Source organism: Sphingomonas sp. VDB2 (assembly GCF_047946695.1).
Taxonomy (GTDB): Bacteria; Pseudomonadota; Alphaproteobacteria; order Sphingomonadales; family Sphingomonadaceae; genus Sphingobium; species Sphingobium bisphenolicum.
Genome location: NZ_CP159615.1, coordinates 2,432,373 through 2,454,027, shown reverse-complemented (window position 1 = coordinate 2,454,027; position 21,655 = coordinate 2,432,373). Strand labels below are relative to the sequence as shown.

Genomic DNA, 21,655 nt, shown 5'->3' with positions numbered 1-21,655 from the left:
GGGGCGGGCCAGGAAAGGGTTAGGCCCTTGCCCCCAGCAACGCGCCGCCAAAACCGATGAACAACAGTCCGGTGCCACGGTTGAACAGTTTCTGCCGATTGGCGGGCTGCAACCAACGGGCCAGGCTGAGGCCGCCCAGCGCATAAACGGCATACCAGAAGCTTTCGATCACAACGAAACTGGCGATCAGGATTGCCAGTTGCAACCAGAAGGGCCGGTGCAGGTCGATGAACTGGGGGAAAAGCGCCGCTGCGAAGATGATCAGCTTGGGATTGGACAGTCCCGTCAGCATGCCCGTGCCATATAAGGCACGCAGCGACCGCGCCCGGGTCGCGCCCATCGCGCCAATATCGTCCACCGGCGCGCGCCACGCCTTGACCCCCAGCCACAGCAGATAGGCGACGCCCGCATAGCGCAATATGGCAAACAGCCCCGGCGACGCCTTGAGCAGCGCGCCAAGCCCCAGCGCCGAGGCCGTCAGGCACAGCAGCACCGCGCTCATCAGGCCCGCCATCGTCGCGGTCGCCTTGCGCGGGCCATGGGCAATGCTCTGCGTCATGACATGCAGCATGTTCGGTCCCGGCGTGGCCGAGATCAGGAAGACTGCCGTGACGTACAACCACCACAGATGCAGCGACATGGGATTAATCCCCTCAGATGTCCGGCCACCCCTCAATCCGTTCGGGCTGAGCCTGTCGAAGCCCTACCCTCGTACAAACGAACGGAGGCCGGAAAACAAAAAGGGCGCCGGAAGCATCTGCCCCGGCGCCCTTTTGACGATCTTGCGATCGGTCCGCTTAAGCTGCGGGCAGCGCAGCCTTCGCCTGGGCGATGATGGCGCTAAACGCCTCGCCTTCGTGCATTGCGATGTCGGCCAGGACCTTGCGGTCCAGTTCGACACCGGCCAGCTTCAGACCGTGCATGAACTGCGAATAGGTCAGGCCTTCGGCGCGGACACCCGCGTTGATGCGCTGGATCCACAGACCACGGAACGAACGCTTCTTAACCTTGCGGTCGCGATAGGCGTACTGGCCGGCCTTTTCGACGGCCTGGCGAGCGATACGGATCGTATTCTTGCGACGGCCATAATAGCCCTTCGCCTGATCCAAAATCCGCTTATGCTTCGCCTTGGTGGTTACACCACGTTTTACGCGTGCCATTGTCCTCTACTCCTTACTTCAGGCCGTAGGGTGCCCAGAGGCGGACGTGCGCCACGTCGGCATCGGACAGCACGGAAGTGCCACGGTTCTGGCGAATATATTTGGCGTTGTGGCTGATCAGGCGGTGACGCTTGCCAGCGACGCCGTGCTTGACCTTGCCGGTCGCGGTGAACTTGAAGCGCTTCTTCACACCGCTCTTGGTCTTCATCTTGGGCATTTTCGTCTCCTTGTCTGGCGCGACGATTACAGACAGCCCCGGCAGCCCTAGTTAGCCGGGCGGTCTCACTGAATATCGCGAACGGCGCGCATAGGCGGGCATCGGCCGGAAAGCAAGACGATTCGGACCTAAAGCATGTGCGCGGCGTTACCCCTGCCATGGCCGACATCGATTACCCCCCTAATGTTGCGCCATCGGACGGACTCCATGCCCATGTCCGCCGCGCCCGCGACCGCTGGCGGCGTTTGCCGCTGCCGGTGCGAATCATTCTGGGGATCGTCGGTATCCTCTTCGCCTTGTGGCTGATCCTCTTCATCACCAAGGGCCGTTTCCTCAAGGGACCGTTCGAACGCATCCTGACCAGCCGGCTGGAACGGCAGGTGCGCGTGGGCGGCGACTTCCAGCTCTATTTCGCGCCCCTTGCCATCAAGTTCCGCGCCGAAGGGTTGCACGTCGCCAACCTGCCCTGGGCCAGCCGCCCCGACCTGTTCCGGGCCGAGCTGATCGACAGCCGCATCGCCCCGCTCAGTCTGATCTTCGGCGCCAAATATCGTGTGCCCTGGCTGGAACTGCGGGGCGCCGCCGTCGATCTGGAATGGTCGCGCGATCACAAGAGCAACACATGGACCTTCGGCGACCCCGACCGGAAGGGCGAGCCGCTCAACCTGCCGTTGATCCGGCGCGCGCTGCTGGCTGGCACGACGTTGCGCTATCGCGACCCCGTGCTGCAACTGGCAACCGACATCGGGTTCGAGACGGTGCGGGCGCAGGACACGCGATTTGCGCAGGACATCCGCTTTTCCGGCCAGGGTATGATGCGCGACCGGCCCTTCACCCTGACCGGCGGGTTGCTGTCCCCGAACCAGACGATCAGCCGTGGCAAGAACGCCCTGGCCGCGCGGGCGGTGGCGGACGCGACCGTGCTGGAGGTCAGCGGCACCTTGCCCGGCGCGACCGAACTGGAGGGCAGCGACCTGCGCCTCGTCACCCACGGCCCCAATCTCGGCCTGTTGTTCGATTTCCTGGGCGTCGCCATCCCCGACACCCGCGCCTATCGCTTCACATCGGCCCTGACCAAGGCCGGCGAAGAATGGCGCTTCACCCATTTGAAAGGCCATTTCGGCGACAGCGACCTCGCCGGGAAGATGACCGTGTCGCTGCCGAGGGCGCGGCTCCTGATCGACGCTGACCTCGCCACGCAGACGCTCGACATCATCGATGTCGGCCCGTTCATCGGCTATGACCCCGATCGTCTGGCGGCGCAGGGGGCGGCCGGCGCGGTGGAGACGGTCGGCGGCGCGCCCCGCATCCTGCCCGACGCCCCGCTGCGGGTCGAAGCGATCCGCAATTTCGACGCCAATGTCCGCTACACCATGCGCACCATCCGCGCGCCCAACCTGCCGGTGTCCAACGCAGCCGTCACGGTGAAGCTCGACCATAGCCTGCTCACCCTGTCGCCCTTGACCTTCGACATGTCCGGCGGTCATGTCGCGTCGGACATAGAGATCGACGCGCGTCATCGCCCCGTCCGCACGACCTACGACATCCGCCTGTCGCCCACCCCGATGGGCAAGCTGCTGGCGCGCTGGGGCGTGGAGGAATCGGGTACCAGCGGCACGGTCAAGGGGCGGGTGCAGATGACCGGGCTGGGCGATACATTGCATGATTCGCTCGGCACTGCGAACGGCCGCATCGCCATCATCCTGCCCGCCGGCTCGATGTGGGCGCGCAACGTCCAGCTGTCCGAACTGGATGTCGGCACGTTCGTCACCAAGATGTTTTCCGGCAAGTTGAAGCAGCCTGTGGAGATCAACTGCGGCCTGATCGCCTTCACCGTGCGCAACGGCGTGGCGGCGGCCGATCCGATCCTGATTGACACGAAGAAGAATGTGATGATCGGCCGCGGCGGCTTCTCGTTCAGGAATGAAAGCCTCGATCTTGCCTTCCGCGCCGACGGCAAGAAGATCAGCCTCTTTTCCGGCCAGTCGCCCGTCGGCATCAACGGCTATTTCGCAAAACCGGGCATCGCCGTGGTCAGCCCCGAACTGCTGACCCGTGGCGGCGCGGCGCTGGCGCTGGGCGTGGTCGGCACGCCGATCGCGTCTTTGCTGGCCTTCGTCGATTCCGGGGATGCCAAGGGCGCGGCCTGTGGCCCGATCCTGGCGGGTGCCAGCGCGCAGGCGCAGCGCACCAAGGGTGGCCAGCCGCGCGACGATGTCGGCCGCGGAACCACGGCCAAGGATGAGAAGGGCCGGGGCAGCAAGGGTGAGCAGAAGCGCCAGGACAAGAAATTCCTCGGCATCTTCTGATCGGCTTCTGATCGGCGGTGCGCAGGTTTATCCTGCGCGGACAACGACTCGAAGAGGAGAAGGCCATGAGCGACGCACCCTTCGTCATGCCGGGGGTCACCCCGCATCTCACCATCGCCGACGGCCGGGCGGGCGAAGCGATCGCCTTCTACGCCACAGCCTTCGGCGCGACCGAACAATCGCGCCACATGGCCGACGACGGCGTCCGCATCATGCACGCCCACCTGATCGTCAACGATGGCGGGCTGATGCTGAACGACCATTTTCACGAGATGAGCCATGGCGAGGCCGTGCCGCCGCCGGCCGGGGTCACGCTGCATCTGGAAGTCGATGATGCCGATACATGGTGGACCCGCGCGCTCGACGCCGGCGCGACCATTCGCTTTCCGCTCGACAACCAGTTCTGGGGCGCACGCTACGGCCAGGTGATCGATCCGTTCGGCCATATCTGGTCGATCGGCGGCCCGGTGAAGGACTGACGCAATGATCGTCGGCGCGACCCGCTGGGATGTGGTGACGGGCGACATCACAAGCTGCGCGACCGACGCGATCGTCAACGCCGCCAATAACAGCCTGCTGGGCGGCGGCGGGGTCGACGGCGCTATCCACCGCGCCGCCGGGCCGGACCTGCTCGCCGAATGCCGCATCATCGGCGGCTGTCCGACCGGGGAGGCGCGGATTACCCGCGGCCATGGCCTGCCCGCCCGCTATGTCATCCACACGGTCGGGCCGGTCTGGCAGGGCGGGGGGCAGGGCGAATGCGGGCTCCTGGCCAACTGCTATGCCCATGCACTCGGCCTGGCGCGGCATCATGCCCTGCGCGGCATCGCCTTTCCGGCCATCTCGACCGGCATTTACGGTTTCCCCAAGCCTCTTGCCGCCGCGACGGCCGCCGATGCCGTGCGGGATGCGCTGCGCCTGCATCCCGATGCGTTCGACCATATTCTCTTCGTCTGCTTCGACGAATCGACCACCGGCCTGTTCGACCTCGCCGTCAGGAACGCCGCCCCGATCGATTAATGCCCGATCGATTAATGCCCTATCGATTAATGGTCGTGATGATGATGCTCCGGCGCGCTGCCCAGCGCCTCCAGCACATCCTCCAGCCGCGCCGGATCGCCCAGCGCCAGCACATGGCCTTCGCTCTCGGCTGTCAGCGGCTCGCCATTCCAGTCGCACATCAGCCCGCCAGCCCCCTCGACCACCGGCACCAAAGCGGCGAAGTCGTAGCTTTGCAGGCCCGATTCGATGACGATGTCGAGGAATCCCGACGCCAGCAGGCCGTAATTATAGCAGTCCCCGCCATAGACCGGACCCTGGCGCGGCGAGCCACCCGACACCGCGGCGACCAGCGCCATATAATGGGGCACGTCGCCCTCGCCGAACAGATGCGGGCTGGTGGTGGCGATGCCTGCGCCTTCCAGCGCCTTGCACGCGCGGGTGCGCACCGGCTTGCCGTTGAAGGTGGTCGGCTGCCCGCTCATCCCGGCCCAGCGTTCCCGCGCGATCGGCTGGTCGATGATGCCGATGGTCGGCCACCCCGCCTGCGTCAGCGCAATCAGCGTGCCGAAGATCGGCCGCCCGGCGATGAAGCTGCGCGTGCCGTCGATCGGGTCGAGGATCCACACCCGCTCGGCATCCTCGCGCACCGATCCATATTCCTCGCCGATGATGCCGTCGCCCGGCCGTTCCTGTTCCAGGATCGCGCGGATCGCGGCTTCGGCGGCGCGGTCGGCCTCCGTCACCGGCGATTTGTCCGCCTTGATCTCGGTGTCGTAGCGGGCGCGGAAAAAGGGACGGATGGCGGCGCCGGCGGCGTCGGCAAGGCGGTTGGCGAGGGCCAGGTCGTCGCGGGTGGTCATCCCCTTCGCCTAGCGACTTGGACCGCGATACGCTAGACTGAACCACCGACGAGAGAAGGAGAGGAAGATGCCCGGTTCGCCCGTCATCCCATGCCTGCGCTATGCCGACGCCCCCGCCGCGATCGATTTCCTGTGCGCGGCCTTCGGCTTTGCGCGCCACGCCGTCTATCCCGACGAGGCCGACCCCGCCATCATCCATCATGCCCAGTTGGTGCTGGGCGACGGCATGGTGATGCTGGGCAGCGTCAAGGACATGGAGGGCGAGTCGCTCTACACCTGGTCCACCGTCCGCGACCTGGGCGGCATCACGGCCTGCGTCTATGTCGTCGTGCCCGATCCCGACGCCCATTGCCTCCACGCCCGCAACGAAGGCGCGGTCGTGGTGCAGGAGCCGCAGGACAATGACGGCTATCCCGGTCGCGGCTACACCGCGCTCGATCCCGAAGGCAATGTCTGGAGCTTCGGCAGCTACGATCCCTGGACGCCGATCCCCGATTAAGGCTTCGGCAACCCGACCGTTCTAGCCTGCGACGCAAAGGGGGCACGCATGGCGCTGCTGGGTTGGATATTGAGCTTCATCACCCTGTTCGCGGGCCTCGCCCTGCGGCAGGATATGCCGATCGGCGGCTCGGCGACTTTGTCCAACATGGCGATCGGCTTCGCGCTGCTCGCCTGCCCGATGCTCTGGCGCGAAAAGCCGCTCGGCATCTCGCGCGGCCAGCGCATCGTCGTCGCGCTGGTCATGATCCTGACGGTGCCGCTGGTGATGCTGCCCGCGGCCTGAGCGCCGCCAGCCCATTCTCCTTTCAGTCGAACAGGCTGGACACCGAACTCTCGTCCGCGATGCGCTTGATCGCTTCGCCCAGCAGCGGGGCGATGGGCAGGTGACGGATGCGCTGGGACGTATTCACCGCCTCGGTGCCCTGGATCGAATCGGTGATGACCAGTTCCAGCAGTTCCGACGCATCGACGCGTGCGACTGCGCCGCCCGACAGCACGCCATGGCTGACATAGGCGATCACGCCCTCTGCGCCCTGCGCCTTGAGCGCGGCGGCGGCGTTGCACAGGGTGCCGGCCGAATCGACGATATCGTCGATCAGGATGCAGAAACGGCCCTTCACGTCGCCGATGATGTTCATCACTTCGGATTCGCCGGCGCGCTCGCGGCGCTTGTCGACGATGGCGAGCGGGGCGTTGTCGAGCCGCTTGGCCAGCGCGCGGGCGCGCACCACGCCGCCCACGTCGGGGGACACGACCATGATATTCTTGTCGCCGAAGCGCGCCTGGATGTCGGCCGACATCACCGGCGCGCCGAACAGGTTATCGGTCGGAATGTCGAAAAAGCCCTGGATCTGCCCGGCGTGCAGGTCGACCGACAGGACGCGGTCGGCGCCGGCGGTGGTGATGAGGTTGGCGACCAGCTTGGCGCTGATCGGGGTGCGCGGGCCGGGCTTCCGGTCCTGGCGGGCATAGCCGAAATAGGGGACGACGGCGGTGATTCGCTTGGCCGACGCGCGCTTGAGCGCATCGATCATGATCAGCAATTCCATCAGATTGTCGTTGGTCGGATAGGCCGTCGACTGGATCACGAACACGTCTTCGCCGCGGACATTCTCATGGATTTCCACGAAAACCTCTTCGTCGGCGAAGCGACGGACGCTGGCGTCGGTCAGGGGGATTTCGATATAGTCGGCGATGGCGGCCGCAAGCGGCTTGTTCGAATTGCCGGTCATGAGTTTCATGGCGAAAAACCCCAAACTAATTGGCGTGACGAATTGATGACGATGCGCGAAACGCGGCCCCTTTAGCGGCGCAAGTCCCATGTGGAAAGGCGCTTTTGCGCCGTGGGGCAAAATGGACATGCGCATTTTCAGGACGTGCGCGCAGCGGATGTCCGGTTCGAAAATGCGGCATCGAAAAACAGAGCATTTTCGCAAGCGGCGAAAATGCTCTAGGGCGCCGGACCATGACCGACAAACTCGTGATCGCGCTTGCGCAGATGACCCAGTCCGTGGGCGACCTGAAGGCCAATGCCGACGCCATGCTGGCATGGCGCGCCCGCGCGCAGGGCGCCGACCTCATCGTCTATCCCGAACTCCAGTTGATCGGCTACCCGCCCGAAGATCTGGTGCTCAAGCCCGCCCTGGTCGACCAGGCCAATTACCAGCTCGACCGGCTGGCGCAGGAAACCGCCGATGGCGGCCCGGCGATGCTGGTCGGCACGGTGGTCGCTTCGCAGGGCGTTCTCTTCAACGTCGTCGCCCTGCTGGACAATGGCGCGGTCACCGCGATCCGGCAGAAGCGCGAGCTGCCCAATTACGGCACCTTCGATGAAAAGCGCCTGTTCGCCCCCGGACCGCTGCCCGCGCCGATCGATTTCAAGGGCGTAAAGATCGGCGTGCCGATCTGCGAGGATATCTGGTTCCCCTTCGTCACCGCGCATCTGCGCAGCGAGGGCGCCGAAATCCTGATCAGCCCCAATGGCAGCCCCTATGAGGTGGACAAGGACGATCGCCGCTTGAACGCCGTCGCCGGCACCCGTGTGCGCGAAACCGGCCTGCCGCTCGTCTATCTCAACCGCGTCGGCGGGCAGGACGAACTGGTGTTCGACGGCGCCTCCTTCGTGATGAACGGTGACCTCTCCCTCGCGCAGCAACTGCCCGACTGGGAAGAATCGCTGGTGCTGACGCAATGGGAGAAATGGGACGGCCAGTGGGTCTGCCTGCCCGGCGAGCAGCATGACCTCGATCCGCGCCCGGCCGACATCTACAATGCGATGGTGCTGGGCCTGCGCGACTATGTGAACCGCAACCGCTTTCCCGGCGTGGTGCTGGGGCTTTCGGGCGGCATCGATTCGGCCCTGTCCGCTGCGGTCGCCGTCGATGCGCTCGGGCCGGATCGGGTCTGGTGCGTGATGATGCCTTCGCGCTTCACCAGTCAGGACAGCCTGGACGACGCCGTAGAATGCGCCCGCCTGCTCGGCGTCCGCTATGACACCATCCCGATCGAACCCGCCGTCACGGCCTTCGACACGATGCTGGCACCCGTCTTCGAGGGTCGCCAGCGCGACCTGACCGAAGAGAATATCCAGTCGCGCATTCGCGGTGTGACGCTGATGGCCCTGTCCAACAAATATGGCCATATGCTGCTGACCACCGGCAACAAGAGCGAGATGTCGGTCGGCTATGCCACCATCTATGGCGACATGGCGGGCGGCTATTCGGTACTGAAGGACGCCTATAAGACCACCGTTTTCGACCTGTGCCGCTGGCGCAACGAACATGTCCCGTCGCTCGGTCTTGGCATCGGGCCGGAAGGTCCGGTGATGCCCGAACGGGTCATCACCAAGCCGCCCAGCGCCGAATTGCGCGACAACCAGCGCGACGACGACAGCCTGCCGCCCTATGAGATACTCGATCCGATCCTCTACGGACTGGTCGAGGAGGAATTGTCGGTCGACAAGCTGGTCGAGCGCGGGTTCGAGAAGGAAACGGTCGCCCGGATCGAGCGGCTGCTCTATATCGCCGAATATAAGCGTCGCCAGTCGCCGCCCGGCGTGAAGCTGGGCATCCGCAATTTCGGCCGCGACCGCCGCTATCCGATCACCAACGGCTTTCGCACGATATAGGCAACAAAAAGGCCGTTCGGGCCGAGCGAAGGCGAAGCCCTGCACTGAGCGAAGCGAAGTGATTATGCTACGCGCGAACCGAACGGGTTTAGGACCAATCATGACCGTCATCACCCGCTTCGCCCCGTCGCCGACCGGCAACCTCCATGTCGGCAATATTCGCGCCGCGCTCCACAACTGGCTGTGGGCGCGCAAGAGCGGCGGGCAATTCCTGCTGCGCCTCGACGACACCGACCTGGAACGCTCGCGCCCGGAATATGCGGACTCGATCAGGGCCGACCTCACATGGCTCGGCCTCCACTGGGACGGCGAGGAAAAACAGTCGGACCGTTTCGCCCTCTACGAAGCGCGGTTCGAGGCGCTCAAGGCGTCGGGCCATGTCTATCCTGCCTATGAAACCAGCCAGGAACTGGACCTGCGCCGGAAAATCCTGCTCGGCCGGGGCCTGCCGCCGGTCTATGACCGTGCTGCCCTGTCGCTGACCGCCGATCAGATCGCCGCGTACGAGGCCGAAGGTCGCACGCCGCACTGGCGTTTCAAGCTGGACCATGACCAGCCGATCGTCTGGACCGACCTGATCCGGGGCGACCAGCGCTTCGACCCGAAATTGCTGTCCGACCCGGTGATCCGCCGTGCCGACGGTAGCTGGCTCTACATGCTTCCCTCGGTGATCGACGATATCGCCATGGGCGTCACCCATGTCCTGCGCGGCGAGGATCATGTCTCCAACACCGCCACCCAGATTCAGATGTTCACGGCCCTGGGCGCACCGCTCCCGGCCTTCGCCCATGAAGCGCTGCTGACCGGCAGCGAGGGCAAATTGTCGAAGCGCCTCGGCTCGCTCGGCGTCGCCCATTTCCGCGAAATCGGCCTCGAAGCCATGAGCGTCGCATCCCTGCTCGCCCGCCTCGGCAGTTCGCAGCCGATCGAGCCGTTCGCCGACATGCAGCCGCTGATCGACAGTTTCGACTTCGCCCATTTCGGCCGCGCGCCCGCGCGCTTCGACGAAGGGGAACTGGCGACCCTCAACCAGAAGATCGTCCATCTCCTGTCCTATGACGCGGTGGCCGACCGCCTGCCTGTTGGCGTGGACGCTGCCGCATGGGCCGCGATCCGTCCCAATCTGGAGACGGTGGCGGGCGTGGCGGACTGGTGGCGGATCGTCACCGGACCCGTGGATGCGCCTCCGCCAGCGGAAGAGGACTGCGATTTCCTTGCCGCCGCCCACCGCATCCTTGCCGATGCCCCCTTCGACGCCGACATCTGGCGCACGCTGACCGGCGCGCTCAAGGATGAAACCGGACGCAAGGGCAAGACGCTCTTCCTCCCCCTGCGCCGCGCGCTGACCGGACTGGATCACGGCCCCGACATGGGGCAGCTTCTGCCGCTGATCGGCAAGGATGGGGCATTGGCGCGCCTCCGACGTTGACCACGGATTCGATCAAAAACGGGCTTCTTCGCTCCCTGCCCCGCAAGGGAGAAGACCGTCTTTAATCGACGTTTCAGGCGGTGGCCCACTCCGCCTGTGTCACGCCACAAACCGCTTCCAATGTAGGATTTCGTCTGATCTATCCGGGGTCGTGGACCGGCTTGTTCGCCTCCTGCCGCTTCGGGCCGCGTCGTCGCGCGACAAGCATGGGGCTGTCGCCACACCGGCGTGTCGGCGTCGCGAGGGCGTGACCTATATGCCACCTTGCCGTGACCTGACCGTGGCTTCGCAGGGGCTTTACCGTGGCTATTGGCCCGGCAGGCCCGACAACGGTGTGAACTTCGCCGTTCGCTTCACGAATCGGTCATTTCGCCTGCAACGCCGTCGCACAGGCAGCAGGATCGACATCCGTCCCGGCCGGGCTGCGTGCATCGACATGCGTGACAACCGGCTCCTTGCCGCGCGCCGGCGCGTAGAGATAGGCATCGAGGATGCAGCGGCCGTTGGCGAACTGCAATTTGCGCACCGTGGTTTCGCGGATGTCGAGCCGGGGCTGGCCGAACATCTGGGTCAGCGCGCGCGCGTCCGACCCCATCAACGGCCCCTGCTTCATGAAGGCGCTGGCGGGAGGACCGGCCGGCGATGGGGTGTAGCCGGTCCTGGGCACGACGCCACCGCCGCAGGCGGCCAGCGGCAGGCACAGCGCCGCCGTTACAAAAGATCGGAAATTCATGCGAATGTCTTTCGCCCGAGCAACATATGCACGGCCATAGCCGCGGTCCAGATCGGCGCAAGCAGGTTGACCAGCGGGATCAGGAACGCAAGCGCCGAAACGAGCCCCAAAAGCCACCGGCTGCTCCGCGGGATCGGCGGAAGGGCGGGATGACGCGGCTCGATCATGTCGGCCATGTCGCGGCCCAGCAGATAGGCGTTCAGAACCAGGAACAGCCCGATGGTCCCCACCCCCGTCACCAGCAACAGCATATAGGCGGGTAACGCCAGCAGGTTCCAGCCCAGCGTGCGCGCCAGCGAGGCCAAGGCGAAGCGCAGGCTGCGCGCCCAGCCGACCGGCTGGGCGGCGAGCGCCGCCTGCGGATAACTGTCGCGCTCCACCGCTTCGACGATGTCGTCGGCGAACAGGCCCATCACCGCCATCGCCACTGCGCGGAACAGCAGCCACCCCGCGCCGACCACCAGCAGCGCCGTGGCGGTCGCTTCGGCAAAGCCGCCGCCGCCCCAGCCCAAATGGAGCCGCAGGGCATGAAAAGCGGCCCAGAGCGCGGCGCCCAATCCTGTGAACAGGAACAAAGTCAGCACCAGCGTCTTGAACAGGAGACGCAGCGCCGCGCCGTGAAAAATGGAAGGAAAGGCGCGCAGGGCGGCGGTCAGGACCATGGCTCCGTCTATCCTCCCGCATGGACGCAAGGTCAATCAGCGCCGTTGCATGGGCGGGCGCGGACCGATAAAGGCGACGAAATTTTATTTCCATTTCAAGATAAGGATATTGCGTGACCGCTTCCGCACAGGTTCCGCCCCCGGCGCTCGACGTTGTCGCGATCGGCAATGCCATCGTCGATGTGCTCGCCCGCAGCGACGATGCCTTCCTGGCCGAACATGCGCTGACCAAGGGCGGGATGCAACTGATCGACGCCGACATGGCCGAGGCCCTCTATGCCGACATGCCGCAGGCCAAGGAGATCAGCGGAGGCTCCGCCGCCAACACGCTGGCGGGCCTTGCCGCGCTGGGGATGAAATGCGGTTTCATTGGCCAGGTCAATGACGATCAGCTTGGTGCAGTGTTCGCCCATGACGTCCATGCCCTGGGCATCCGCTTCGACACAGCGGTGATGCATGGCGAAGTGCCGACCGCCCGTTGTCTGATCCTCGTGACCCCGGACGCCCAGCGGACGATGAACACATTTCTGGGCGCGTCGCAATTCCTGCCCGAAACGGCGGTCGATTTCGACCTGATCCGGTCGGCCAAGATCCTCTATCTCGAAGGCTATCTGTGGGATCCCGAGCAGCCGCGCGCGGCGATGCGGGCAGCGATCGACGCGGCGCGCGGGGCGGGCCGCAAGGTCGCTTTCACCCTGTCCGACAATTTCGTGATCGACCGCCATCGCGGCGACTTTATCGACCTGATCGATCAGGGGATGATCGATATCCTCTTCTCCAACGAGGGCGAGATTCAGTCGCTCGCCCAGATCGACGATTTCGACAAGGCGCTGGCCCGTTTCGCCGACAAGGTGCCGGTGCTGGTGTCGACCCGCAGCGAAAAGGGCGCCGTGGCGATCGTGGATGGCGTGCGGCATGAAGCGCCGGCCGCGCCGGTCGCGCAGATCGTCGACACGACCGGCGCGGGCGACCTGTTCGCCGCCGGCTTCCTGGCCGCCCATATCGACGGCCGCAGCGTCGAGGATGCGCTGGCGCTGGGCGCGGCCGCGGCCGCCGAGGTGATCTCGCACTGGGGCGCGCGGCCGGAAGCCGACCTCGTCGTGATCCGCGACGCGCTGTTCGCCTGACTGGGAAAAGGCCCGCCTCTCGTTGGGGAGGTGGGCCTTTCTATCGGGTCACTCCGCCTTCTGCTTGCGGAACAGGGCGCGGTCGTCGGACCCGAAGCCCCAGCGCCAGATGACGAGGCCATAGGCCCCCAATATCGCCCAGACGCCGACTGCCAGCTCGACCCATTCCAGCCGTGGCGGCAAGGCGACGAAACCCGCGCCGACGATGCAGGCGACACCCGCGGCGCTCAGCAGCGGCCAGCGCCAGGCATTGATCGGCGCGTCGAGCAGCCGGGCGAGCAGTCGCGCCTTGACGAAGGCGCCGACCGCCAGCGCCAGGCAGAGCGCCAGCGCCGGCGCCGCCGCCACCCACATCACCGGCATGGCCAGCCGGCGGGCCAGCAGGATCAGCGCAAAGCTGAAGCCCGCCTGCAATCCGATCATGACCAGCGAGATCATCAGGTTGCGGTGGCGGGCGATGTAGACCAGCGCCGATTCGCTGACGACCGCGGTGGCCGCCACCACTTCGGCGAGCAGCAGGAAGGCGAGCGCGCCGGTGCCGCCGACGAAATGCGGGCCGACCAGCCCCATCACCGCTTCGCCGGGGATGCCGAGCGCGAGCGCGATGCCCGCCTGCGCCGCGATGATCCAGAAGCCGACCTGACTGACCTGGCGGGCGATCGCGGCCAGGTTGTTTTCGGCCAGGTTGCGGGTGATGACGGGCCCCAATATGGGGTCGAAACTCGTCTTGAGCTTTTGCGGCAGCGAGGCGACCTGCTGCGCGACATAATAGATGCCGATCACCGCCGGGCTGACGAACAGGCCCAATATCGCCATGTCGAGCCGGCGCGAACCCCATTCCACGCCGTCCGCCGCGGCGAGCGGCAGGTTGCGCCGCGCAAGCCGCCACAGGCGCCCGGCATCCGGCTTCCAGCCGCGTGGGCGGCCATAATGGCGCGCCATGGGAATGATTGACGCCACCATCGCGGCGATCATCGAGACCGCATAGGAAAGGATGAGGCCGTCGCGCGTCGAGTAGAAAGCGAAGGCGAAGGCGCCGATGCTGATTGCCCAGGGTTCGATGATCGATCGGGCGCGCACGGTCGCGCCGACATCGAAGCGATAGGCGCAGGCCGCCAGCGCCACGTCCGACCCCGCCACCGCGATCACCACCAGCGCCAGCAGCCGGTCGAGGCCGTTGATACCGCTATTGGGGAACATCGCCTGGGGAAAGGCGACCAGCAGGCCCGCGCCGACCAGCGCCGCGAGCAAGGTGACGACCATGGCGTCGGTCACGACATGAGCATGGGGCCGTTCGGTCTGGCTCAGCGCGCCGGCGAGGCCGCGCTTGAGCCCTAGCGTGGCGAGTTGCGCCACGAACTCGACCACCAGCACGGCATAGGCGAAACGGCCCAGCGCGTCCGCCCCGTACCAGCGTCCCGCGATGAACAGGAAGGGCAGGCGCGCGGCGAGCCGCAGCAGAAAGCCGAATATGTTGGTGCGCCCACCCTTGGCCAGGGCGGCGATGTCATCCTGATCCTTGGATGCGGATGCCTGTGTCGCCAAAGAACCCTGAACCCCCTGCGTCATCATGTTTCTATTATCTGTTCTAGGCGCAATGCGGCGGCGGCGCGACGGCTTATTCGGGCCGCAACGGCCGCGCGAGCAGCGCGTCGATCACGGCGCCGAGCGGCGCGGCGTCGGCGAGCAGCGCACACACCGCCTCCACCACCGGCATTTCCACGCCCGCCGCGCGCGCAGCATCGCGCAGCACCGGCGCGGTGAAGGCCCCTTCCGCCACGGTGCGGCGGTTGGCGAGCAGGTCTGCGGCGCTTGCACCTTCGCCCAGCCCCTTGCCGAGCGAAAAGTTGCGCGAATTGGTGGAGGAGCATGTAAGGACCAGGTCGCCCAGACCCGACAGGCCACCCAGCGTTTCGGGTCGCGCGCCGCGCGCCAGGCCGAAGCGGGTCATTTCCGCGAAACCGCGGCTGATGAGCGCGGCGCGGGCGTTGAGGCCAAGACCTGCGCCCTCGGCGACGCCGCAAGCGATCGCGAGTACATTCTTGACAGCGCCGCCAATTTCCGCGCCGATGACGTCGTCGGACAGATAGGGGCGGAAGGACGGGCGGGCGATGCGGGCGGCGAGGCGCTGGCCCAGCGTCCGATCCTCGCAGGCGAGCGTGATGGCGGTCGGCAAGCCCTTCGCCACTTCATGGGCGAAGGTCGGGCCGGACAGGACCGCGATGGGCGAGGTCGGCTGCGCCTGCTGCGCGACTTCCGACATCAGCAGGCTGGTGCCCGCCTCGATCCCCTTGGAACAGAGAACAAGCGGCACGCCGGCGGGGGCCTGGGCGACGACGCTGCGCAGATGCTGGGCGGGGCTGACGACCAGCAGCAGGTCGCAGGTCGCAAGGTCGGTCATGGCGCCGGTCGCCCGGATCGAGGGGGAGAGCGGAATATTGGCGAGATAGAGCGGGTTCTCCTGCCGCCTATTGATCGCGTCGATTACATCCGGCTCCAGTGCCCAGAGCGCGACCGGCTGGCCGTCGCTGGCCAGCAATTGCGCCAGCGCCGTGCCCCAGGCGCCCGCACCGATGACTCCTGCCTTCATGCTTTCACTCCTGCGCCACGCGCCTTTTCGGCCGCCGGGTCGAGCGGCCAGCGCGGCCGGGCGGGGAAGGTGAGATCGTCGATCAGGCCGACCGCATAGCGCTCCGCCCCGGCCCAGGCGATCATCGCCGCATTGTCGGTGCACAGCCACAGCGGCGGTGCGACGAAGGGCAGGTCGTGGGCCGCGGCGAGCGCTTCGAGCGCGGCGCGGACCGAGCTATTGGCGGCGACCCCGCCCGCCACGACCAGCGCAGTGACGCCCTCGCTCTGCCCCAGGGCGCGGCGGGTGCGGTCGATCAGGCAGTCGATCACCGCCTGCTGGAAGCTCGCGGCGATATCCTCGGTCGTATAGTGGCCCGACTGGACCGCACGCATCACCGCGCTCTTGAGGCCCGCGAAGGAAAAATGCGGCTCGTCGGTGTGGATCAAGGGGCGAGGCAGAGGAACGGCCTTGGCATCACCCAGCGCCGCCGCCTTTTCCACCTGCGGGCCGCCGGGATAGCCTAGGCCGAGCAGCTTAGCCGTCTTGTCGAAGGCTTCGCCTGCGGCATCGTCGATGGTTGTGGCGAGACGGACATAGGCGCCCGGCCCCTGCACATGAAGCAACTGGCAATGGCCGCCCGACACCAGCAGCAGCAGATAGGGGAATTGCAGCGTCGGATCGGCGAGGCGGGGCGAGAGCGCATGGCCTTCCAGATGGTTGACCGCGATCAGCGGCTTGCCCGCGGCATGGGCGAGCGCCTTGCCGGTGACGAGGCCGACCATGACCCCGCCGATCAGCCCCGGCCCGGCGGTGGCGGCGATGACGTCCACGTCCGCCAGCGTCATCTTCGCATCGGCCAGCGCCGCTGCGATCAGGGGACTGAGCGCCTCGACATGGGCGCGGGCAGCGATTTCGGGGACGACGCCGCCATAGGGGCGATGCGCCTCTTCCTGCGTGGCGAGGCGATGCGCGAGAATCCGGCCGTCGGCACTCACCAGCGCCGCCGCGGTTTCATCGCAGCTCGATTCCAGGCCAAGGATGATTGTCATTGCCGCTTCCATCTAATGCCCGTGGTCATTAGAGCAAGCCGCATATGCTTTTGTCCGATCGACCGTTGCGCCTCGGCACCAGAGGATCGCCCCTGGCGCTGGCCCAGGCCCGCATGACCGCCCGCGCGCTGTGCGCCGTCCATGGCTGGCCCGACGAGGCGGTGACGATCGTCACCGTCCAGACCAGCGGCGACCGGATACAGGACCGGGCGCTGGCCGAGATCGGCGGCAAGGCGCTATGGACCAAGGAACTGGACCGGGCTCTGGTCGAGGGCGAGATCGATTTTGCGGTGCACAGCATGAAGGATGTGGAGACGCTGCGGCCGGATGCGATCCGTATCGCCGCGATGCTGCCGCGCGCCGATGTGCGCGACCGGCTGGTGGGCGCCGATGATTTCGCCGCCCTGCCCGCCAATCCGGTCGTCGGCACCAGCTCGCCGCGCCGCGCCGCGCAGGTCAAGCGGCTACGCCCCGATGCGACCATCACCCTGTTCCGCGGCAATGTCGCGACCCGGCTGGCCAAGCTGGCGGCGGGCGAGGTCCATGCTACGTTGCTGGCGGCGGCGGGGCTGGACCGGCTGGACCAGCCGGATGTCGGCGCGACCGTGGCGATCGACGTCATGCTGCCCGCGCCGTCGCAAGGCGCGGTGGGGATCGAAACGCTGGGCGACAATGTCGCCATGATCGAGGCGCTGGGCGCGATCAACGACCGCGACACCTGTGACGCTGTAATGGCCGAACGGGCTGTGCTGAAAGCATTGGGCGGCACCTGCCATTCCCCGATCGCCGCGCTGGCCCGGGTTGACGGCGAAAACCTGCACCTGATCGCGGAGATCATCAGCCCGGACGGGCAGGAGACGGTCCGCGAAGAGACGCGGCTGGCGCGCGGCGACGACAAGGCGGCGCAGGCGGTCGGTCATGCGCTGCTGGGGCGGGCCAGTCCGGCGTTGCGGGCGCTGTTCGACACGTGAACCGCGTCCTCATCCTGCGCCCCGAACCGGCGGCGGGCAGGACGGCGGCCAAGGCGGCGGCGCTGGGCCTGGACGTGCGGGTGCATCCGCTGTTCGCGCCGCAGCCGGTCGACTGGACGTCCCCGCCAGCCAGTCATTTCGATGCCCTGCTGCTGACCAGCGCCCATGGCGTGCGCCTGGCCGGACCGGGGCTGACCGCCTATCGGGGACTGCCGACCTATGCCGTGGGGGAAGCGACCGCGCAGGCGTTGCGCGAAGCGGGCTTTGCCGACGTGGTGGCGGGCGCTGGCGACGGCACCGCCATCGCCGCGCGCATCGCGGCGGATGGGCATCGGCGGTTGCTCCATCTGGGCGGGACCACCGTCGCGCCGATGGCGGCGGAGGCGATCGACGTGACGCGGGTCGCGGTTTACAGCATGATCGCCCTGCCGCCGGACCCGGCGCTGGTCGCCGACGCGGCGCCCGGATCGGTGCTGCTGGTCCATTCGCCGCGCGCGGGCGAAAGGCTGGCTGAGCAGATGGAGCAGGACAGGCGCGCGTCGCTGCACATTGTCGCGATCAGCCCGGCGGCGCTTGCCGCCTGCGGCGAGAGCTGGGCGAGCGGGCAGGCGTCTGCGCTGCCGGTCGATGACGAGATGCTGGCTCTCGCCGCGCGATTGTGCGAATGACGGGCATAATGACAGACGAAAGGGCCAGCATGAGCGATGAGGATGGGGTCGGCCACGCGACCGTGACGGCGCCGCGCCGCCGCACGATCCTCCCGCTGCTCATCCTGATCCTGCTTGCTTTTGCCCTGGGCGTCGCGCTCACCGTCTGGGCCTGGCCCCAGATTCAGCGTCGCTGGGGCGATCCGCAACCGCAGCCGACCGCCCCGACGCAACCGCAGGGCCTGATCACCGGCACCGGCGCGAGCGCGACCGTCCGGCCGCTGACCGCCGATGCGGCGCAGATGCTGGATACGCGCGTCATCCAGTTGGAAGAGCGGCTCAACCGCATCACCGTGGAGGCGCAGGCGGCGTCGGGCAATGCCGCCCGCGCCGAAGGGCTGTTGGTCGCCTTCGCCGCGCGCCGCGCGCTCGATAGCGGGACGCCGCTCGGCTATGTCGAAGGGCAGTTGCGGCTGCGCTTCGGCCAGGCGCAGCCGCGCGCCGTCGCCGCCGTCATCAATGCGGCGCGCGAACCGATCACGCTCGCCGACCTGCGCGGCGGACTGATGGACGTCGCCACCCGCGTCACCACGCCCCCCGCCGACACCGGCTGGTGGGATGCGCTGGAGCATGAGGCGCGCGAACTCGTCACCATCCGCAAGGCATCGACCCCCTCACCCCGGCCGCAGGCGGCGATGGACCGGGCGCTGCGCTATATCGACGGCGGCCGGGTAAGCGCCGCGCTGGGCGAGGTGGAGCGGATGCCGGGCAAGGCGGCGGCGGACCGGTGGATGCAATATGCCCGCCGCTATCTGGAAGCACGGCGCGCGCTGGACCTGATCGAGACGGCCGCGATCCTGGAACCGCGCCAGTTGCGCGGGACCGAGGGCGCGACCGTGGCCCAGACGTCGCCGTTGGCGCCCTGAACGCCGCCACCAGGCAGTGTCACAAACGACGAACCGTTGATCGCATGCGGCGAAACCGATAGACGCGTGCAGCGTTGTCACGATAATGTCATCGTTTCCGGTCGCGCAACCTGCGGCGGGGTTCAAGGATATCATCGTCGTGCCGCCTTACGCTCAAGCTGTCAGCAGTTTCTGGAAAGACCGCTTAGCGCCCGGACCACGCGCGGCACAGCTTCCGCCTTTGCAACAGTTGCTGGGCAATCTGACCGTTCCCTTCGACCTCAGCCGCACCCGTGCGCAGGCCGCCTTGCTCACCGGCCAGATGCAGGGCGACGGCCGGTCGGTGCTGCTTATTCCCGGACTGATGGCGTCGGAACAACGGATGGGCTGGTTGCGCGACATATTGAACGCGGCGGGCTATGACGCGCATGACTGGGGCATGGGCCGCAATTTCGGGCCGAAGCCCGACAGCCTGGACAAGATCGATCGGCGGGTGGACGCGATCCGCAAGCGGACCGGCGCGCCGGTGACGCTGGTCGGCTGGAGCCTGGGCGGGCTTTATGCGCGCGAATATGCGAAGTTCGCCGCCCACAAGGTCGGCGGCGTGGTGACGATGGGCACGCCCTTTTCGGGCGACCCGCGCGCCAATCACGCCTGGCGTCTGTACCAGTTGGTATCGGGCTTTCCGGTCGATCGCCCGCCTTTCCCTTGCACCCGCGAGGCCAAGCCGCCGGTGCCGACCGTGGCCTTGTGGTCGCAGCGTGATGGCGTGATCCTGCCGGAATGCGCGCGGGGGCGCGCGGGGGAGCGCGACAAGGCGATCGAAGTGGATTGCACCCATATGGGCTTCGCCGCCGCGCCGGAGGGGATTGCGGCCGTGGGGAAAGCGCTGGAAGCGATCGGGCGCGCCTGAGACGATCCTTCTTCTGTCGATCCGGTCTGGCGATCGACACAGGCACAGGGGTGAAGGTCATTCCGTTGCAGGACTTGTCGAGCCAATAGCTAAGGGAAAGCCCCTGCCAACGCCCGTGCGACGACGCGGTCTATGGCGTATCGGGAGGGTGCGTGCCGGAAGGAGGGGTGAATGGCGGACTGTCTGCTTCTTACCTCTCCTCCCTCTTTCAGGGCAGGGGCCAAGAGCGGCCGATATCGGTCGCCCCAAGACAGGCTGTTTTCTTGCCGATCGCCAAGTGGGCACGTTCCGCCTGCCTATGGATTGATCGGTCGGGCATGATGGCCAGAGGCGCCCTGCGCGCCCCTGAACCCCGCACATATCAGGGCCACGATGCTTGACGCCGGTTTGCGCCGATCATAGCATTGTCGCAGGCTGGCCCGACATGCGGAGGCATTCCCATGGAAGATATCCCCGAGGAGCGCGCGCCCGGATATCGCTACTCCCGGCGTGGCACTTTGCCGCTGATCCGGCAATTGTCCGTCATCGACAACCGCCGCAACGCGCTGCTGCTGCTCCTGCAATGGGCGATCGCAATCGCAGCGGGCGCGATCGCGATCCATGTCGATCGAATTGCCGTCTATATTCTGGCCGGATTCGTTATCGGATCGCGCATTCAATGCCTGGCGGTGATGATGCACGACGCCTGTCACGGGATGTTTTTCAGCAATCGTCGCCTCAACGATCTGATCGGCGACCTTTTCGTCGCCTATCCGCTGGGTTTCAGCATCCATCTGTACCGCGCCAACCATATGCACCATCACCGTCACACCAATACGCTGCGGGATCGCGACTATCGCGTCCAGCGGCGGGACCCCGACCAGCATTTCCCGAAGAGCTGGGCCGCCATGGCCTGGCTGCTGGTTCGCAGCGTGGCCGGCCTCAACTATTATCGCATGGCGCGAGACAGCCGGGTCTGGGCGCCCATCGCCAATTTCCACAATCCCCGCCGCTTCGGCTATGATTATAGCCTGTCGTTGCGGCTCCGCTATGTCGCCTGGGCCGTGCTGTTCTACGGCGTGATGCTGTGGTCGCCCTTACGCTGGCAGCTATTGGGCCTCGTCCTGATCCCGCAATTCATCTGGGCGAACGTCATCAATCGGATTCGGTCGATGGCCGAGCATAATGGCGTCGCCGACGAGAGAGAGCTGAACGGTACGCGCACCGTCATCCCCACCTTGCTCGACAGGTTCATGATCGCGCCGCTCAATGTGAGCTATCATCTGGAACATCATCTGTTCCCGTCGGTGCCCTGGCACCATCTGCGCCGGCTGCACGTGCATCTGATGACCGATCCGGCCTATGCGGCGGATGCGCATATCACGCAGGGCTATTGGGGCGTCATCCGGGAGTTGATGCCGCCGTCCGCCTTGCCCGCCGCGACCATGCCCTCTACCCGCGCCGCAGCGAAGCGCTGACGCCAGCCGTCAGG

General features: G+C 66.6%; 23 protein-coding genes. 13 read left to right on the top strand and 10 right to left on the bottom strand.

Going from position 1 to position 21,655, the window contains the following annotated elements:
• Positions 1-19 precede the first annotated feature (19 nt).
• From ABT375_RS12235 to rpmI, 3 genes are all read right to left on the bottom strand, one after another.
• The gene (locus ABT375_RS12235; RefSeq protein WP_224546489.1) at positions 20-640 is read right to left on the bottom strand and encodes a LysE family translocator; all 621 of its coding nucleotides are present in this window, start codon (positions 638-640) and stop codon (positions 20-22) included.
• 157 nt (positions 641-797) lie between these two features.
• Entirely contained in the window at positions 798-1,160 is a 363-nt protein-coding gene (rplT, locus tag ABT375_RS12230; RefSeq protein WP_224546488.1) for a 50S ribosomal protein L20, read from the bottom strand.
• 13 nt (positions 1,161-1,173) lie between these two features.
• Positions 1,174-1,377, bottom strand: coding sequence for a 50S ribosomal protein L35 (gene rpmI, locus ABT375_RS12225; RefSeq protein ID WP_007711873.1), 204 nt, complete (start codon positions 1,375-1,377; stop codon positions 1,174-1,176).
• 158 nt (positions 1,378-1,535) lie between these two features.
• Here rpmI and ABT375_RS12220 point away from each other — a divergent pair, with 158 nt between their 5' ends.
• The 3 genes from ABT375_RS12220 (at position 1,536) to ABT375_RS12210 (ending at position 4,706) form a co-directional block, all read left to right on the top strand.
• Positions 1,536-3,686 carry an AsmA family protein gene (locus ABT375_RS12220; protein WP_416462642.1) on the top strand — a complete coding sequence of 717 codons (2,151 nt, stop codon included), beginning with the start codon at positions 1,536-1,538 and terminating at the stop codon, positions 3,684-3,686.
• A gap of 65 nt (positions 3,687-3,751) precedes the next feature.
• Entirely contained in the window at positions 3,752-4,165 is a 414-nt protein-coding gene (locus tag ABT375_RS12215) for a VOC family protein (protein WP_224546486.1), read from the top strand.
• 4 nt (positions 4,166-4,169) lie between these two features.
• A complete protein-coding gene (locus ABT375_RS12210; protein ID WP_416462640.1) occupies positions 4,170-4,706 on the top strand; it encodes an O-acetyl-ADP-ribose deacetylase in 537 nt (178 codons plus the stop codon).
• A gap of 26 nt (positions 4,707-4,732) precedes the next feature.
• Here the strand turns inward: ABT375_RS12210 and ABT375_RS12205 are convergent, their stop codons facing one another.
• Positions 4,733-5,548 carry an inositol monophosphatase family protein gene (locus ABT375_RS12205; RefSeq protein ID WP_224546484.1) on the bottom strand — a complete coding sequence of 272 codons (816 nt, stop codon included), beginning with the start codon at positions 5,546-5,548 and terminating at the stop codon, positions 4,733-4,735.
• Between the two features lie 67 nt (positions 5,549-5,615).
• Here ABT375_RS12205 and ABT375_RS12200 point away from each other — a divergent pair, with 67 nt between their 5' ends.
• Positions 5,616-6,047: a VOC family protein gene (locus ABT375_RS12200; protein WP_224546483.1), complete on the top strand. Its 432-nt coding sequence runs from the start codon at positions 5,616-5,618 to the stop codon at positions 6,045-6,047.
• Positions 6,048-6,095: 48 nt separating this feature from the next.
• Positions 6,096-6,332 carry a hypothetical protein gene (locus ABT375_RS12195; RefSeq protein ID WP_224546711.1) on the top strand — a complete coding sequence of 79 codons (237 nt, stop codon included), beginning with the start codon at positions 6,096-6,098 and terminating at the stop codon, positions 6,330-6,332.
• Positions 6,333-6,354: 22 nt separating this feature from the next.
• Here the strand turns inward: ABT375_RS12195 and ABT375_RS12190 are convergent, their stop codons facing one another.
• The gene (locus ABT375_RS12190) at positions 6,355-7,290 is read right to left on the bottom strand and encodes a ribose-phosphate pyrophosphokinase (RefSeq protein ID WP_224546482.1); all 936 of its coding nucleotides are present in this window, start codon (positions 7,288-7,290) and stop codon (positions 6,355-6,357) included.
• Positions 7,291-7,514: 224 nt separating this feature from the next.
• Between ABT375_RS12190 and ABT375_RS12185 the strand changes: the two genes are divergently transcribed.
• On the top strand, positions 7,515-9,176 hold the full coding sequence (locus tag ABT375_RS12185; RefSeq protein ID WP_416462637.1) for an NAD+ synthase: 1,662 nt from the start codon (positions 7,515-7,517) through the stop codon (positions 9,174-9,176).
• Positions 9,177-9,276: 100 nt separating this feature from the next.
• Positions 9,277-10,605 (top strand): glutamate--tRNA ligase, encoded by a 1,329-nt coding sequence (gene gltX, locus ABT375_RS12180; protein WP_416462635.1) that lies wholly within the window; start codon positions 9,277-9,279, stop codon positions 10,603-10,605.
• Positions 10,606-10,969: 364 nt separating this feature from the next.
• Here the strand turns inward: gltX and ABT375_RS12175 are convergent, their stop codons facing one another.
• Together ABT375_RS12175 and ABT375_RS12170 are read right to left on the bottom strand one after the other, a co-directional pair.
• Entirely contained in the window at positions 10,970-11,338 is a 369-nt protein-coding gene (locus ABT375_RS12175) for a hypothetical protein (protein ID WP_224546478.1), read from the bottom strand.
• Positions 11,335-12,000 carry an EI24 domain-containing protein gene (locus tag ABT375_RS12170; RefSeq protein ID WP_416462633.1) on the bottom strand — a complete coding sequence of 222 codons (666 nt, stop codon included), beginning with the start codon at positions 11,998-12,000 and terminating at the stop codon, positions 11,335-11,337. The genes ABT375_RS12175 and ABT375_RS12170 overlap by 4 nt, the downstream gene beginning before the upstream one ends.
• A 113-nt stretch (positions 12,001-12,113) precedes the next feature.
• Between ABT375_RS12170 and ABT375_RS12165 the strand changes: the two genes are divergently transcribed.
• A complete protein-coding gene (locus ABT375_RS12165; protein WP_224546474.1) occupies positions 12,114-13,127 on the top strand; it encodes an adenosine kinase in 1,014 nt (337 codons plus the stop codon).
• 48 nt (positions 13,128-13,175) lie between these two features.
• Here the strand turns inward: ABT375_RS12165 and ABT375_RS12160 are convergent, their stop codons facing one another.
• The 3 genes from ABT375_RS12160 to tsaD are packed head-to-tail and all read right to left on the bottom strand — an operon-like array spanning position 13,176 to position 16,748.
• Positions 13,176-14,696: a lipopolysaccharide biosynthesis protein gene (locus tag ABT375_RS12160; protein WP_411973982.1), complete on the bottom strand. Its 1,521-nt coding sequence runs from the start codon at positions 14,694-14,696 to the stop codon at positions 13,176-13,178.
• A 49-nt stretch (positions 14,697-14,745) separates the two neighbouring features.
• A complete protein-coding gene (locus ABT375_RS12155; RefSeq protein WP_416462631.1) occupies positions 14,746-15,717 on the bottom strand; it encodes an NAD(P)H-dependent glycerol-3-phosphate dehydrogenase in 972 nt (323 codons plus the stop codon).
• Entirely contained in the window at positions 15,714-16,748 is a 1,035-nt protein-coding gene (gene tsaD / locus ABT375_RS12150; protein WP_416462630.1) for a tRNA (adenosine(37)-N6)-threonylcarbamoyltransferase complex transferase subunit TsaD, read from the bottom strand. The genes ABT375_RS12155 and tsaD overlap by 4 nt, the downstream gene beginning before the upstream one ends.
• Before the next feature lie 44 nt (positions 16,749-16,792).
• Between tsaD and hemC the strand changes: the two genes are divergently transcribed.
• The 5 genes from hemC (at position 16,793) to ABT375_RS12125 (ending at position 21,641) form a co-directional block, all read left to right on the top strand.
• Positions 16,793-17,719 carry a hydroxymethylbilane synthase gene (hemC, locus tag ABT375_RS12145; protein WP_416462628.1) on the top strand — a complete coding sequence of 309 codons (927 nt, stop codon included), beginning with the start codon at positions 16,793-16,795 and terminating at the stop codon, positions 17,717-17,719.
• The gene (locus tag ABT375_RS12140) at positions 17,716-18,387 is read left to right on the top strand and encodes a uroporphyrinogen-III synthase (protein WP_261935918.1); all 672 of its coding nucleotides are present in this window, start codon (positions 17,716-17,718) and stop codon (positions 18,385-18,387) included. Before hemC ends, ABT375_RS12140 begins: the two co-directional genes overlap by 4 nt.
• An 8-nt stretch (positions 18,388-18,395) precedes the next feature.
• On the top strand, positions 18,396-19,292 hold the full coding sequence (locus ABT375_RS12135) for a hypothetical protein (RefSeq protein WP_416462626.1): 897 nt from the start codon (positions 18,396-18,398) through the stop codon (positions 19,290-19,292).
• A gap of 139 nt (positions 19,293-19,431) precedes the next feature.
• A complete protein-coding gene (locus ABT375_RS12130) occupies positions 19,432-20,184 on the top strand; it encodes an alpha/beta fold hydrolase (protein ID WP_315975805.1) in 753 nt (250 codons plus the stop codon).
• A gap of 440 nt (positions 20,185-20,624) precedes the next feature.
• Entirely contained in the window at positions 20,625-21,641 is a 1,017-nt protein-coding gene (locus ABT375_RS12125) for a fatty acid desaturase family protein (protein WP_416462624.1), read from the top strand.
• Positions 21,642-21,655: the final 14 nt, after the last annotated feature.